Below are 15,493 nucleotides of genomic sequence, written 5' to 3'. Positions count from 1 at the left end.
TTTAATGAGGCAAGATGCGAATAACGCATGGCGCTTCCAGCACAGACGGCATTTTACCAAGCTTGTTCAACGCTTCGGCCATTGCTTTTTCATTGCTGTCATGGGTGATGAACACTACCGCAACAGGGCCTGCTTCATTACGGCCCTTTTGCAAAAGCGACTGGATGGAGATGCGTGCATCGCGCAGAATCGCCGCCATATCGGCCAGCACACCCGGTTCATCTGCCACCATCAAACGCACATAGAATGCGCCGACACTGTCAGCATCCGGCAATGATTTAATCGCCTTCATATTGGCAACCGAAACGCCAAAGGCTGGCGGTGCGCCGCCATTGGCTGCATCAATAACGTCACCCAACACGGAGGATGCTGTTGCCGCCGCACCTGCCCCGCGGCCAATCAGCGTCAATGGGCCAACTGCGCTACCTTCGATAAAGACAGCGTTGAGCGCGCCTTCCACATGCGCAAGTTGTTCGGTGAGCGGCACCATATATGGCGATACGCGCTGCATCAGCCCCTTTTCGGTCAGGCGCGAAACGCCCAACAATTTAATGCGGAACCCCAGTTCCTCGGCAAAATGAATATCGGCCAAGCTGATATTACGAATACCGCTCACCGACAGCGCTGATAAATCAACGGGCGAGCTGAATGCCAATGATGAAAGAATGGCTAGTTTATGCGCGGCATCCATTCCATCAATATCAAACGTCGGGTCGGCTTCGGCGTAACCTAATTTCTGCGCATCCGCTAGAACATCGGCAAATGCCCTGCCCGTTTCACGCATGGTGGTAAGGATGTAATTGCACGTGCCGTTCAGAATTCCATAAATTTCTTTAACCGCATTACCCGCCAAGGATTCACGCAGGGTTTTAATTACCGGAATACCGCCCGCCACCGCTGCTTCGCAATACAACGGCACATTATGCTTTTCGGAAAGACTGGCCAATTCAACACCATGATGCGCCAGCAATGCTTTATTGGCGGTAATGAAGGGCTTGCTTGCTTTAAGGGCAGCCGTGGCAAGTTCACGCGCGACGCCTTCGCTGCCGCCGATTAATTCCACCACCACATCCACATCTTTATGCGCAGCAAGTTCAACGGGGTTATTCACCCATGCAACGCCCGTTAACTTGCAGCTGCGCTGTTTGTTTTTATCGCGCGCAGACACTGCCGTCACCACAATATCGCGGCCACCCCGACGGGCAAGATGCGCGCCTTGCGTTTCAATAATACGCGCAACTTCGCTGCCTACATGTCCAAGACCCGCAATTCCAAGGCGTAGTGGTGATTTACTCATGATGGGCTGCTTTCTTTTTAACTTTTGGCTTTTTTACTTTTGGCTTTTTCTTTTTTACTGCTTTTTTTACCGATACTTTGGGTGCTGATTTTACACTTTGTTTTACCTGCGGAGGGTTGGCGGCATTATATGCCTCAATTTCCGCTAAGCCCGCAGCATTTTCTTCGTTCATTTCGGCAACGAGAGCGTCCTTTTGTGTTTCAGCTAAAATCACTTTCGGGCGCGCAGGCACATCGGCCAAATTGGGCCAAGACTTCCCTTCCGTTTTGTTATCTGGCATCGGAATTGGGCCTTTATAGGCATCTAGCTGTTCCTTGGTCGGCTCACCGCTGATCCATTGCGGCCATTCCGTATCCGCACATGCGGCGAGGCATAAAAGCATGCCCCCACAAAATAGTTGAAAGAAAAGTCGCATCTCGTTGTTTTTCCTAAAGAAGACCTATAAAGTGCCCTTTGTAAAATGCCTACGCTGGGCCCGCGTTGCAAGTCTATTTATTAATATGTCATGAGCACCAAGAAAACCAAGCCACCCTCATCCGAAAACAAGGAAGAAGTTAAGGTCCCAGACCCCGTGGAACTGGCCAAAGCCATGGTGCGCATTGGCGAGCAAAGCCAGAAATTGATGCGTGAGTTCTTGGAACGCCAGCAGGAAAACAAGACCCATGCGAGCCAGATGGAGATTGCAAATATCTCTGCCGCCTTCCTCGATTTGACGCAGGCGATGATGCAAAACCCCGACAAGCTGATAACAGCGAGCATCAATCTTTGGCAAGATTATCTGAAATTATGGAACGCAACCGCTATGCGGTTCATGGGCGAGCAACATGTGCAGCCTGTTATTTCTCCTGCGCAAAACGACCGCCGCTTCCAAAGCCCGGGTTGGAACGAAGGAACGGTGTTTGATTACATCAAGCAATCCTATCTGCTTTCGGCACGTTGGCTGCAAAATACAGTACGTGAAACCAAGGGCCTCGATGATAAAACCGCGCGCAAGGTCGATTTTTACACGCGCCAGTTTGTTGATGCGATTTCGCCCAGCAATTTTTTAATGACCAATCCTGATGTTTTGCAACGCACCGTTGAAACCGGTGGCGAAAATCTTATCAAGGGGCTTGAAAATCTTCTCAATGATCTGGAACGCGGCAACGGCGAATTGAAAATCGCCATGACGGATGAAAAAGCCTTTGAAGTCGGGCGCAATCTTGCCACCACCAAGGGGAAGGTTATTTATCAAAACGATTTGATGCAGCTTATCCAGTACTCACCGCTCACGGAAAATGTGTTTGCTACACCACTGCTCATTATCCCGCCCTGGATTAACAAGTATTACATCCTTGATCTGGGAGAAAAGAAATCCTACGTCAAATATTTACTGGAACAAGGCCACACCGTATTTATTATTTCTTGGGTAAACCCGGATGAATCCCTATCGAATAAATCGTTCGAAGACTATATGACCGAAGGTCCCATGGCGGCGATGACAGAAATCGCACGCATAACGGGGGAAGCCAATATCAATATTGTCGGCTACTGCCTTGGTGGCACATTGCTTGCTTGCATGCTGGCCTATCTTGCCAAACATCCGGATGAAAAAGCGAAACTGCCAACGGTTGCCTGTGCAACCTATCTGGTCACCATGCTCGATTTTGCGGAAGCCGGAGAGTTATCGGTATTTATTGATGATGAACAATTGCAGGCCATGGAAGAACGCATGAGCGCGCAAGGCTATCTTGATGCCAATGCCATGGCCACAACCTTCAATATGCTGCGCGCCAATGACCTTATATGGTCGTTTGTTGTAAATAATTATTTGATGGGCAAAGAACCCTTCCCGTTTGATTTGTTATATTGGAATTCGGATTCCACCCGCATGCCCGCTGCCATGCACAGTTTTTATCTGCGCGAGATGTATCAGCAAAACAAACTGGCCAAAGGTCAGATGAAGCTGAAAAACACCGTAATTGACCTTACCCTTATCGACACGCCAGCTTTTTTCCTTTCCACGCGCGATGATCATATCTCGCCGTGGAAATCAACCTATGCGGGTTCATTGCTGATGAAAGGCCCTGTACGCTTCACACTTTCGGCTTCAGGCCATATTGCAGGCGTAGTTAATCCGGCGACGGGAAATAAATATAATTATTGGACCAATCCGCGCCTTCCCAAAAGCCCGGACACCTGGATGGGCGCAACGGTAAAACATGACGGCTCATGGTGGCCGGAATGGGTATCATGGCTTACCCATTATGCGGGTGAACAAGTTCCGGCACGCCATCCAGCCAAAAATGCGATTGAAGATGCACCCGGCAGTTATGTGCGTGTAAAGGCTAACTGACACACGCAATATGCGCCATGTAATTCGCGGCGATATTCACGTAGTGCTCCGCGCGATGCTTGATTTCAGCGATTTCTTCGTCCTTTAAATCACGCGCGTATTTGGCAGGCGAACCAACCCATAATTGTTTGGATGGCACGACCTTATTCTGGGTTACCAACGCGCCTGCCCCCACCATCGCGAAACTCTCTACCCGCGCCTTATCGATAATCGCGGCTTTCATACCAATGAAGGAGTGATCGTCCAGCGTGCAATCATGCAAAAGGGCCATGTGGCCAATCGTCACATCATCACCAATATGCGTGCCTTGACCGCCATAGGTCACATGCACAATCGTCCCATCCTGAATATTGGTGCGCGCACCCACGCGGATAACATTCACATCACCGCGCAGAACGCAGCCAAACCACACGGAACTATGTGCACCAATATGCACATCGCCCACCACAACGGCGCCAGGCGCAATATAGGCTGTGGGATCAATGGTGGGCATAACACCCTTATAGGGAAGGATAATAGGCGACATAATGTTCAACTGGGCACGAAGGGTTGCGGCGGGTGTTAACTCAATACTAATATAAATGGACTGTAATAATTTACCAGTCCCTCTTGCCCTTTTGGTGCGCCATGCCTGTTTCTTTATTTGTCGGATATGATCCCCGCGAAGACGAAGCATATAATGTATGTGTTCATTCGGTAAAAAAGCGGGCCAGCATCCCTGTGGACATCGCGCCGATTAAGTTGCCAGAAATGCGCGCGCAAAAACGCTACACGCGGCTTTATTCTAAACGCAACGGGCAAATGTTCGATCTGATCTCCGATGCGCCGATGAGCACCGAATTCGCTATCTCCCGCTTTCTCACGCCCATTCTCAGCAAATCGCATTTTCCGGCAACGCAGTGGGCGATCTTTTGTGACTGCGATTTTTTGTGGCTCGATGATATTGCCAATTTGTTGAAATTAGCGGACCCCAAATACGCCGTGATGTGCGTGCAACACGTGCATGAACCGACCGAAACCGTGAAGATGGATGCGCAGATGCAGGTACGCTATGCGCGCAAGAACTGGTCATCGCTGATGATGTTCAATACTGACCATCCATCGAACAACGCGTTGACCGTGGAACTCATCAACACCGTGCCGGGGCGTGATCTGCACCGTTTTTGCTGGCTGAAGGATGAGGAGATTGGCAGCCTGCCCACGCGCTGGAACTGGCTGGAAGGCCATAACAAGAAAGAAGCCACCCCGCCCTCCATCGTGCATTACACACGCGGCGGCCCGTGGTTCGATCACATGAAGAACTGCGATTACGCGCAGGAATACAATGACGAATTGGCGGATATGAAGGCCAGCCAGTAAACTGCCGAGTGATTACCGCTCCGCATACTTCCCATCTTTCCAGATATACAACACATAGGCGGGTGCCAGCACATCGCCCTTGGCATCAAAGCCTAATTCACCCAATACGGTTTTGAATTTATCGCCATGCATGGCTTTGGTCACTTTGGTTACATCATTCGCGCCTGCGTTTTTAATGGCATCGGCAAATATCTGAACCGATGCATAGGAATAGAGCGTGTAACCTTCCGGCTCATAGTTTTGCTTATGGAATTCTGCCACCACGGTTTTCGCATCGGCATTCTTGCGTGGGTCTGGGCCAAAGGTCATCAACACGCCTTCGCCAGCATTGCCGGTGATGGACCAGAATTCATTGGTCACCAATGCATCGCCGCCAATGACCTGCGCCTTGGAACCTGCTTCGCGCAATTGGCGTGTAATCAACCCGCTTTCGGTGTGATAACCGCCGATGAACACCACATCGATATTCGCTTGCTTCAGACTGGCGACAATTGCCGAATAATCCTTTTCCCCTGCGGCGAAGGATTCAAATTTGGCTTCGGTAATCCCCGCCTTGTTCAATTCGCGCTTCACTTCATCGGCCAAGCCACGCCCATAGGCTGATTTATCATTGAGCAACGCAACATTCTTGCCTTTATATTTTGTAACGATTTCATTCGCGATTACCCCGCCCTGCTTGTCATCGCGCCCGCATACACGGAACACCGTGTCACTACCTTCATCGGTATATTTGGGGTTGGTTGCACCCGGCGAAATGAGCAGCACCTTTTCCTCCATCAACACTTTGGATGATGGAATGGCCGAACCCGAACAATAATGGCCGACAACATATTTAACGCCCTTGCTTGCCATCTGGTTGGCGGCGGCGACGGCTTGTTTGGGGTCGCACGCATCATCCGCGGTTTCCAGTTTCAATTGCTGGCCCAGTACGCCGCCAGCGGCATTGATATTCTTCACCGCTTGCTCCGCACCCTTTTTAATTTGTTCGCCGAACACGGCATATTGCCCCGTAAGTGGCGCGATTAAACCAATTGAAATATCTGCATGCGCGGCAGACGCAACACATACCAAACCCAGCGCGAGTAAAAACTTCTTCATGCAGACTTCCTTTCGTGATGACCTTCGAGATACGCAGCTCTCACTGCGGGATGGTTGAGTAATTCTTGGCCCGTGCCGGAAAGCGTAATACACCCTCCCACCAAAACATGGCCTTTATGCGCCAATTTCAGCGCGGCATTGGCATTTTGTTCCACCAAAAAGATGGTCAGTTTTTCGGTTTCATTCAGGCGTTTAAGGCTGGCAAAAATATCCTTTACAATCAGCGGCGCTAAACCCAGTGATGGCTCATCCAATAACAGCAGCGCGGGGCGCGACATCATGGCGCGGCCCAGTGCCAGCATTTGCTGTTCCCCGCCGGATAATGTTCCAGCAATTTGTTTCATGCGTTCTTGTAAACGCGGGAATAAGGTAAAAACTTTTTCCAGATCCTGCGCGTTATGTGCGGCGCTTTCAAAATAGCCGCCCAGTTGCAGATTTTCCAAAACCGTCATGCGCGGAAAGATATGGCGGCCTTCTGGCACATGCGCGATGCGCCCGCGCATAATCTCATCGGTTGGCAAATAGGTAATATCGCGGCCATTAAACGTAATGGTGCCGGTTTTTGCGCGCGGATTACCGCACAGTGTCATCAACAATGTGGTTTTACCTGCACCATTTGCGCCAATCAGCGTGACAATTTCGCCCTGCTGCACATCCAAACTGACATGATGCAGCACATCAACCGGGCCATATGATGATGATACATCTTTAAAGCACAACATGTTATTGGGCCTCATCATCCACCCCTAAATACGCTTTGATGACTTCGGGGTTTTCACGCACCTGCGCTGCTGTTCCTTGGGCAATCTTTGCGCCATGATCCAGTACAATCACATGGTCGGAAATGCCCATGACCACGCTCATATCATGTTCAATCAGCAGCACCGATACATCAAACGTATCGCGCAGGCTTTTTAAAAATTCAGCCAGCGCACCGGATTCCTGCGGGTTCAACCCCGCCGCTGGTTCATCAAGGCATAATAATTTTGGGTCCATACATAATGCGCGCGCAATTTCCAACCGCCGCTGCGCGCCATAGGGCAAACTGCCTGCCTCCGCATCGGCTAAATCAATCAGGCCCAGCTTTTCAAGCCAAAAACGTGCTTTTTCAACCGCCATACGTTCAGCCGCGCGGTAGGATGGCAAATTCAACAAACCCGCCACGCTAAAGCCTGATGCCTTCATCAGCGCACCATGCTGGCCTGCCAATGCGTTTTCCAGAACCGACAGGCGCTTGAACAACCGGATGTTCTGGAATGTGCGCGCCAAGCCTGCCTTTACACCAATTTGGTGGGTTGGCAATTTCGCAAGGTCAAACGCAGCACCGCCAACGCCCGTATATGCCGTAAGCGTGCCGGATGTGGGGCGATAAAATCCGGTCAGGCAATTGAACACGGTTGTCTTACCCGCACCGTTGGGGCCAATAATGGCGGTGATGGCTTTCGGTTTAATTACAAAACTTACATTATCAACCGCCAGCAACCCGCCAAAGCGTTTGGTCAGCCGGCGCGCCTCAACAAGATTAGGCGCTGTGGTTGTGTTTTGCGTAGGATTGGGAACAAAGGACATGCCAGCCAGCATAACCGCTGTTTGCGCTTACGAAAACAGGGTTTATAGAAGGCCTTTAGTGCGCGATTCCCACAATGGCCAATAACGCTGGCTTAAATGCACATCATCGCTGGAAAAATCCGGCACGGTATTCAGCTTTTCATCCACCAGTTTGTCGATAAGTGAAATAACCTCAATCCCACGCGCACGGCATAATTCACGCAGCATGCCGGTGAACTGAATGGTTAGCCAGTTGCGCTCCATCGTCGTGCCGATGGTAAGGTAGCGATGCGCATCCGCAGGGCGCGGCGTGCTGGCAACGGGCGCATACACGAACGGTTTAAACCCGTTCAGTTTTAATTCCATCACAAATGAAATGTAACGCAGTGCCGTCACCTGCGCCGACATAGCCCAGCCATCAACCGTGTCGTTATTCGCGGCTTGCGCACGTTGGCGAATATGGAAACGGCAATCCATTTCACCAAACACCAATACGATGGGCGGATTGCCATTCGCCGTAACTTCGGGCAACGCCTTGGCAATTTTCTCGCGCGATAAATTCCGCCCGCCAGCCTTGGCCAGCGAAGTCGCAAGGCCAGAGCCCATGTGAATAACGCGCACCCCCTGATGAATGGGGCCAAAGACAGTATGGGTATCCAGCACCTGCTCCGCGCCCGCAAAAAACAGACTGTGGCTGTCGCCCATCACGTAATAACGCGGCGGCGTTACCAAATCCCCCACTTGGGTGAAGACCTTGGCGTAATGGTCTTGCTGTTCCTGAAAATCGGCATCACTCATGCCTCCAGCTTTGCCGATAGAAGGTTTATTAATCGTTTAAGGCAATTGGGGTGATTTGGGGCGGGTTTTTACAGCGCCAAACCCCGCCCGATTATTGGGGTTTAGGCCTGTTTTAAAAGACTTGAGGCGACATCGCTAAAGCGCTTGATTTATGCAGCCGAAGCGATTATTCAATGCACTCTTTAAAGCAAAGCCTCATCACGACCCCTTCGTCTAGAGGCCTAGGACATTACCCTTTCACGGTAGTAACACGGGTTCGAATCCCGTAGGGGTCGCCATTAAACTAAAAAAGAGCCCGCTGGGCTCTTTTTTAGTTTTAGCGCTCATACACGTGAATTCGAACCCGCGGGTTCGTAAAAACAGCGAAGCTGTTTTATGCGCAGCGAAGCAAGTCCGAGGCTTGCCGAGGATAAAAACATGCCTTAGCATGTTTTTACAATCCCGCAAGCATCTAAATTGTCATAATATATCCTGAACAGCTTTAAAAGCATCACCTTTACTGGAAGATTATGACCCTTTATCAAATACTCAAAGAAGCCAAAACCGAAGAAGATGTGAAGGATATTTACATCAAGGCTCTTGGGCTAAAGAACGTCAGTAAAAACCTGATTGATATTCAAACCAAAGAAATATGGTTTGAAGCGAAAGACAAGCCCACCTCCACCTACGCAATGTTTACGCAATTACTGCACTATGTTCAGGTCGCTCGGAATAAAGGCGAAGAAGTACCGCCATTTCTTGCTGTGATTGATACAGAAAAAGCTGCAATTATGAAAACGGCTAACGTGCTGCCGTTTCTAGATAAAAAAACAATCAAGTGGGGAAGATCAGCCAGCCAATATCCAAAGGAAGCACTAGAGCAGGTTTCAGCTTTTATCGGAACCTATTTTGTATCCTTCAAAATTGCCGAACATGGCGAGGAATTCGTTTCAACCGTAAAGGCCGCCATCCAAAAAGGCGATATTATTCGCACACAAATCACACCCGACAATCTAAAGCAGGTGTTTGATAAATGGGTAGGAATGATCGGGCGCGAAATAAAAGGAGTAGAAGAAGAAAATTATAATCTTTTATTCTTTGCAGATATTATGAGTGATGGAAATGTTTCCACACATGACAATCTTCCCGCACGTCTGCTGCATGCGAATAATCAGCCCGTTTTTGAACTGAACGGAAAAAATTACGAGCTGGGCAGCAAAGAAGGCTATCGTCGCTTCTGGGCAATTTATCACCGCCCGCCCGCTGAAGAATATCGCAATTACCTACTTGAACGGCGAGATAGTTTAATTCCTTTAGACGAACGGGCATTCAAAGGCGCGTATTACACCCCACTGCATGTGGTCGATAAAGCGTATGATAAATTGACGGAAACTTTGGGAAAAAACTGGCAGAGCCAATATATTGTTTGGGATATGTGTTGCGGCGTCGGCAATCTGGAAGTTAAACATTCTAATCCACGCAATATTTACATGAGCACGCTGGATGAAGCAGATGTGAATGTAATGAAGGCAACAAAAACGTGCGTTGCTGCAACACGGTTTCAATATGATTATCTGAATGATGATATTGATGATTTCGGACAGATTGATTACAGCCTGACCAACAAAATTCCTGATGGTCTGCGCAAGGCTATCGCAGAAGGCAAAAAAATTCTGGTTCTAATTAACCCGCCTTATGCGGAGGTTGGAACTAGGGGTAATACATCTGCGGAATTAGATACAGAAAATAAAAGTGGGGTTGCTAAAACAAAATTCGCAGCAACCGCAATGGAAAAATATGGCAAGGCTAGCAATGAACTGTTTACACAGTTTGTTGCCCGCATAGCTCAAGAAATTCCTAATGCGACCTTGGCTATGTTTAGTACATTAAAATATGTAAATGCTCCAAACTTTGAAAAATTTAGACATGCTTGGAACGCAAAATATTTAGGCGGGTTCATAGTGCATAACAAGGCATTTGAAGGATTATCAGGAAAATTTCCTATTGGATTTTTGATTTGGAAAACAAGTCAAGCTGCCACTATAAGAAGCCCTATTACTGATATTTCTGTGGAAGTCTTGGATAAACAGGCAAATCCAATTGGTGAAAAGGCATTTTTTAATTTGCCTAACAAATCCTATTTAAATGTCTGGTTGGCTCGACCTAAAACAAACGGGATATTTGCGATCCCGCTTAAAAATGGAATAACAGCTGCGACTTCAAAGCCAAGAGTAAGCACTTGGTCTGATGGTGCGATTGCCTATATGTACTGTGGAAAAAATGATTTACAACATGCAGAGCAACAGACAGTTCTATTCTCATCACCTTATGGACAAGGTGATGGTTTTTATGTAAATGCTGAAAATCTTTGGCAGGCTACGATCATTTTTTCTGTTCGCCGTTTAGTTGTCCCAACTTGGCAAAACGACCGTGACCAGTTTTTGCAGCCAACCGCACCCCTTTCCGATGAATTTAAGAACGATTGCCTGATATGGATGCTATTCAATAGATGCAATAGAACTGCTAGCGCTGATGGCTTGGAATGGAATGGAAAAACATGGTCAATCGTAAACCACTTTATCCCTTATACCGAAACTGAAGTGAACGCGCCTAGTCGATTTGAGTCCGATTTTATGGTGCGCTACTTATCTGATAAAAAGCTTTCGCCCGAAGCAAAAGCTGTATTAGCAACAGGGCGTGATTTATGGCGTGCGTATTTTGCTGAAACCGATACCCATAATGTGCGCGATGAACTCAAGCTCAATCGTCCTGATGTGGGGTGGTATCAAATTCGCAATGCCTTAAAAAAACGTAATGATAGCGGTGACGGCAAGGAAACATCATTTGCAAACTTTGAATTGGCTTATAGAGTATTGACTGAAAAACTAGTTCCCATGGTCTATGAATTGGGCTTCTTGAGAGATTAATACTTGGCACTAAACCCCTTACAAAACAACAACAATACAGGCGACGCATACGATGCAATGCCGTATGCCAGCTATCCATACCCTGAAACCAATCCGTTATTGTTACAGGGTCTGGCTGCTCTTTATGGGTTGAAGCCCGCTTCACCTACCAAAGCACGTATTCTTGAAATTGGCTGCGCCGAAGGCGTGAACATCATCGGCATCGCGGCGCTGTTCCCACATGCCGAATGCGTGGGCATTGATATGTCCGCCCGCCAGATTGAAACGGCAAAGCGCCATGCGGCGACGCTTGCGCTGCCCAACGTCAAGCTGGAGGCGATTTCGCTTTCCGATATTCCGGCATCGTGGGGCCAGTTCGATTACATCATTGCGCATGGCATGTTGTCGTGGGTGGCGCCGCCAATTCAAGCAAAGCTAATGGAAATGTGCGGCAACCGGCTGTCGCCCCACGGCGTTGCCTATATCAGCTTTAATGCATTGCCGGGCTGGCACATGGTGCGCATGGTGCGCGATATGATGCTGTTTCACAGCGAGAACGCCCCATCACCGCAAGCCAAAGCAGTTAGCGCGCGCGATATGCTGCGCACCGTCACCGCCATTACCGCGCCGCGCGGTTCTGCCTATTCAGCCTTTTTGCAAAGCGAGCAAGACACCATCAAGAACAAGCCGGATGCGTATTTGCTGCACGATCATTTGGAAGAAAATAATCATGCGTTCTATCTGCAAGACTTCGTGAAAATGGCAAACGCGCATGGGCTTTCTTATATCGCGGATACGGATTTGACGACGCAGGGCAAGGTTAACCCGCCGCCTGAACTACTGCCGTTGCTGTCCGCAACAACTGACCGCGTTCGCCAAGAACAATATATCGATTTCATCACCAGCCGCCGCTTTCGCAGCGCGCTGCTCTGCCGCAAAGACGCGCCGCTGCGCGCCGATGTTCCGCCAAGCATCCTGCGCGCCATGCATGTGCTGTCGCATTTCACGGTTGAAACCGCAGCAGACGGCGCCAAAGCCTACCGCGTAGCGGGAAAGCTGGATATGAATGGCAGCGATGGTGATGTGGCGCGGTTGATTGAACAATTGGATAAACAAGCCGGGCAATCCATGCCGCTGGCGCCGTTTATTGATGCGCTGCCCAGTGCTGGTCAACAGGCGTTCATGGAAAAAATTCTGATGCTGGTATTCGCGGGTGGCTTTACCTTGTTGCAGGAGCCCATGCAGCATTGCGCCAGCATTTCGCCGCGCCCGATTGCATTTCCGCTCGCGCGGTATCAGGCGTCACAGCAGGAATGGGCGATGACGCAGCGCATGGACGTTCGCCCGCTGAATATGATGGAGCGCGTAGCCCTTTGTAACATGGATGGCTATCACGACATTCCGCAGATTATCGAAGCCGTAAAATCCTATATCCCCGAAGGCGATACCACCGCACTGCCGGAGATTATGCGCAAACTTGCACAAGACGGGCTAGTCGCCGGGTAACTCAATACTCCCACTCGTCCGGCACGCGCTGGAATGCGGCATGGCCGGTAAACTTTTTGGCTTCACTGCCGCGCATGCCAAAGCTAATGGTATGGCGGCCATAACGTGCGTTGATTTCATCCACCAGATGATTAAGCGGCGCGGTTGGCCTGGGCAATGGCCGTTCAAATACCTTTTCGGGCGGTGCAAATAAATCCGGCTGGTGCGCTTCCTTTGGCACTAATCCGCACAGCACCACGCCAACTTTCAGCGGTTTCATTTGGATATAGGGCGGGCGCATTGCGTCTTGCCACAACTCCCGCAGGCGGTGCATCAGGTAATTCGTTTCCTGCGTTTCAGGGAACGATGTTTCATTGCCCCACCCTGCCCAATTGCCCCACTGATTGATTTCGGAATTCTGCTCGTTATTTTTAAATGAAACATGCAACACTAAACGGCTGCAATAATATTCACCTTTGCGCAGGCGCTCTGCCGCTTTTGCCAATAAATGATGCGAAAAATCCATCGCCCCTGCCATGGTACGCAATTTGGGTTCCAGCACATGTTGATGGCTCATGCTTTTGGTAAGGCCGGATGATGGCAATTGCAAATCCGCGCCGTGCAGCAATTCATGGAACAACACGCCATGCGCCCCGCCCCATATCAGGCGCATTTGCCCGCGCGGGGTTGCCATTAAATCCGGCACCGTCCAGATGCCCGCATGGTTAGGGCGTTTTTCCATCTGCCTCCCAATGCCGCATATTTCAATCAATTTCAGTTTGTAAAGGGCATGCGGCAAATCGTTTTTGGTGATGACCGTCAGGCCATTGGGCTTTTGCATATCGCTGGCAACCTTTGCCAAAAACATGTTGGGCGCAAGGCCGATAGAACAGGTCAGGCATTCCCCCACCTGTTCGCTTATCACGCGTTTGATTTTATGGGCGAGATCCTTAGCGACTTCCACATGGCGTTCTTGCGGTTCCAAACGGCACGCCATTTCATCCACCGACAAAACTTTTTCAACCGGAATACAGCACTCGACCGCCGCGATAATTTTATGATGGTACTGCGTATAAATTTTGTGCCGCGCCTGCACCAGAATTAAATCGGGGCAGCGTTGTTTGGCGTCATATACTTTGGTGCCGGTTTTGATGCCGAATTTTTTGGCTTCATAACTTGCGGCAATCGCGCAGGTGCCATCGCTCATCATCGGCACGATGATAATCGGCTTACCGCGCAGATGCGGTTGCTCCTGCTGTTCGCAGGATGCAAAAAACGAGTTTAAATCCAGCAAAAGCCAGCCAACTTGGTTATCTTGCAATGGCGCGTTGTTCATGTTATGTTCCTACCATGATCCAGCCGTTTTAGTCAAAACAAGACCAAAATAATTCTCCAAAAAAAGGATTAGAGATTTCGGGTCGCGCCATGCCAATCTGCCGCCAGTTAGCGAGCAGGATTATTCATGCGCATTCTTCACATCATGGCGGGTAACGGCAATGGCGGGGCGGAGGTTTATTCAACCGACGTGATGCTCGCCTTACATGAAAAGGGAATTAATCAATGCGTAGTCATGCGCGAAACCGCGCCGCGCTATAATGAATTGAAAGCCGCCGGCATTCGCATGGCACCGGAAGTTCTCCATAACCCTTTTCGCCCGTGGCAACGCCACAAAATGAAACAGGTGATTGCCCGTGAAAAGCCGGACATCATCCATTGCTGGATGCGCCGCGCGGCAAGTCTGGTTCCAGCCTCCGCCGCAAAAACTGGCCCGCTGATTGGCTGGTTTGGCAATTACGAAGTCATCAAGCATTACGCGCATTGCACCGATTATGTCGGCGTGACCAAGGATATTATTGCCCATACCATCCGTGAAGGCGTTGCAGCACAAGATGCAACCTATATCCCCACCTTCCCTTCAATTATTGATGCGCCTGCGCTTGACCGCGCCACATTAAATACACCCGCAGATGCAAAAGTTATTCTTACCCTATCGCGTCTTCACCCTAAAAAGGGTCTAGATACACTTATGCATGCGACAAAGGATTTTGCAGACTGCTATCTGTGGCTTGCAGGCGATGGCCCGATGCAAAAGGAACTGGAAGCCTTGGCAGCAAAACTTGGCATTGAAAACCGCGTACGGTTTTTGGGCTGGCGCACCGATCGCGGCGCGTTGCTAAAGGCGGCAGATATATGCGCCATGCCATCGAATTACGAACCATTTGGTACCGTTATTCTGGAAGCTTGGAGCGCAAAGGTTCCGTTTGTTGCGTGTGAAAGCGCAGGCCCCGCCGCACATATTGTAAATGAACATAACGGCCTGATGGTGCCGATTAATGATGCGCCTTCGCTGGGCGCTGCCATCCGCCGCATGCTGGATGATAAAGCCTTGCAAGAAAAAACGGTCGCCAATGGCTATGCGGAATATGTGGCAAACTTCACCAAGGAAGCCGTGACCCAGCGCTGGCTTGCCCATTACCAGCACCTACTCAATAAATTCAAACAATCAAAAACCAGCGCCGCATGAGCACAACGAATATGATTGGCGCCTTTGCCTTATTGATGTTCATCCTGGCGGTTACGCTTGGCACATTTACGGGCGGAAGCTGGGGCGCAATTGGCATTGCAGGCAGCATCATTCTGTTTCTGGCCACATGGGTTGTGCAGCGTGGCAAGCCACCCATCAATAAA

13 protein-coding genes and 1 tRNA gene are annotated in these 15,493 nt (G+C 49.7%); 6 read left to right on the top strand and 8 right to left on the bottom strand.

The genetic code is table 11. The features are described from left to right. Position 1: 1 nt before the first annotated feature. Positions 2 to 1,297: a homoserine dehydrogenase gene (locus SFW65_03730; GenBank protein ID MDX1922225.1), complete on the bottom strand. Its 1,296-nt coding sequence runs from the start codon at positions 1,295 to 1,297 to the stop codon at positions 2 to 4. Continuing rightward, positions 1,290 to 1,538 (bottom strand): hypothetical protein, encoded by a 249-nt coding sequence (locus tag SFW65_03725; GenBank protein ID MDX1922224.1) that lies wholly within the window; start codon positions 1,536 to 1,538, stop codon positions 1,290 to 1,292. The genes SFW65_03730 and SFW65_03725 overlap by 8 nt, the downstream gene beginning before the upstream one ends. A 264-nt stretch (positions 1,539 to 1,802) precedes the next feature. On the opposite strand from SFW65_03725, the gene phaC reads away from it, so the two are divergent. After that, the gene (gene phaC / locus SFW65_03720; GenBank protein ID MDX1922223.1) at positions 1,803 to 3,632 is read left to right on the top strand and encodes a class I poly(R)-hydroxyalkanoic acid synthase; all 1,830 of its coding nucleotides are present in this window, start codon (positions 1,803 to 1,805) and stop codon (positions 3,630 to 3,632) included. Here the strand turns inward: phaC and SFW65_03715 are convergent. Continuing rightward, a complete protein-coding gene (locus SFW65_03715; GenBank protein ID MDX1922222.1) occupies positions 3,625 to 4,158 on the bottom strand; it encodes a gamma carbonic anhydrase family protein in 534 nt (177 codons plus the stop codon). The genes phaC and SFW65_03715 overlap by 8 nt on opposite strands. Before the next feature lie 101 nt (positions 4,159 to 4,259). On the opposite strand from SFW65_03715, the gene SFW65_03710 reads away from it, so the two are divergent. Then, a complete protein-coding gene (locus tag SFW65_03710) occupies positions 4,260 to 4,991 on the top strand; it encodes a glycosyltransferase (protein MDX1922221.1) in 732 nt (243 codons plus the stop codon). A gap of 12 nt (positions 4,992 to 5,003) precedes the next feature. On the opposite strand, the gene SFW65_03705 is transcribed toward SFW65_03710, so the two are convergent. The 4 genes from SFW65_03705 to SFW65_03690 are packed head-to-tail and all read right to left on the bottom strand — an operon-like array spanning position 5,004 to position 8,435. After that, a complete protein-coding gene (locus tag SFW65_03705; GenBank protein MDX1922220.1) occupies positions 5,004 to 6,089 on the bottom strand; it encodes a branched-chain amino acid ABC transporter substrate-binding protein in 1,086 nt (361 codons plus the stop codon). Continuing rightward, positions 6,086 to 6,811, bottom strand: coding sequence for an ABC transporter ATP-binding protein (locus SFW65_03700; protein ID MDX1922219.1), 726 nt, complete (start codon positions 6,809 to 6,811; stop codon positions 6,086 to 6,088). The genes SFW65_03705 and SFW65_03700 overlap by 4 nt, the downstream gene beginning before the upstream one ends. A gap of 1 nt (position 6,812) precedes the next feature. Continuing rightward, positions 6,813 to 7,658: an ABC transporter ATP-binding protein gene (locus SFW65_03695; GenBank protein MDX1922218.1), complete on the bottom strand. Its 846-nt coding sequence runs from the start codon at positions 7,656 to 7,658 to the stop codon at positions 6,813 to 6,815. Positions 7,659 to 7,700: 42 nt separating this feature from the next. After that, on the bottom strand, positions 7,701 to 8,435 hold the full coding sequence (locus SFW65_03690; GenBank protein MDX1922217.1) for an SGNH/GDSL hydrolase family protein: 735 nt from the start codon (positions 8,433 to 8,435) through the stop codon (positions 7,701 to 7,703). Between the two features lie 202 nt (positions 8,436 to 8,637). On the opposite strand from SFW65_03690, the gene SFW65_03685 reads away from it, so the two are divergent. The 3 genes from SFW65_03685 (at position 8,638) to SFW65_03675 (ending at position 12,826) form a co-directional block, all read left to right on the top strand. Beyond that, a tRNA-Glu gene (locus tag SFW65_03685) sits at positions 8,638 to 8,713 on the top strand. 231 nt (positions 8,714 to 8,944) lie between these two features. Beyond that, positions 8,945 to 11,341, top strand: a complete 2,397-nt coding sequence (locus SFW65_03680; protein MDX1922216.1) for a hypothetical protein — start codon at positions 8,945 to 8,947, stop codon at positions 11,339 to 11,341. 3 nt (positions 11,342 to 11,344) lie between these two features. After that, positions 11,345 to 12,826 carry a class I SAM-dependent methyltransferase gene (locus SFW65_03675; GenBank protein ID MDX1922215.1) on the top strand — a complete coding sequence of 494 codons (1,482 nt, stop codon included), beginning with the start codon at positions 11,345 to 11,347 and terminating at the stop codon, positions 12,824 to 12,826. 1 nt (position 12,827) lies between these two features. On the opposite strand, the gene SFW65_03670 is transcribed toward SFW65_03675, so the two are convergent. After that, positions 12,828 to 14,141 carry a DNA polymerase gene (locus SFW65_03670; GenBank protein MDX1922214.1) on the bottom strand — a complete coding sequence of 438 codons (1,314 nt, stop codon included), beginning with the start codon at positions 14,139 to 14,141 and terminating at the stop codon, positions 12,828 to 12,830. Positions 14,142 to 14,267: 126 nt separating this feature from the next. Between SFW65_03670 and SFW65_03665 the strand changes: the two genes are divergently transcribed. Continuing rightward, a complete protein-coding gene (locus SFW65_03665; protein MDX1922213.1) occupies positions 14,268 to 15,329 on the top strand; it encodes a glycosyltransferase in 1,062 nt (353 codons plus the stop codon). Positions 15,330 to 15,493 lie beyond the last annotated feature (164 nt).

The organism is Alphaproteobacteria bacterium (assembly GCA_033762625.1).
GTDB lineage: Bacteria > Pseudomonadota > Alphaproteobacteria > UBA9219 > RGZA01 > RGZA01.
The sequence above is the reverse complement of the archived record's forward strand: the minus strand, read 5'-3'. Positions and strand labels throughout refer to the sequence as shown.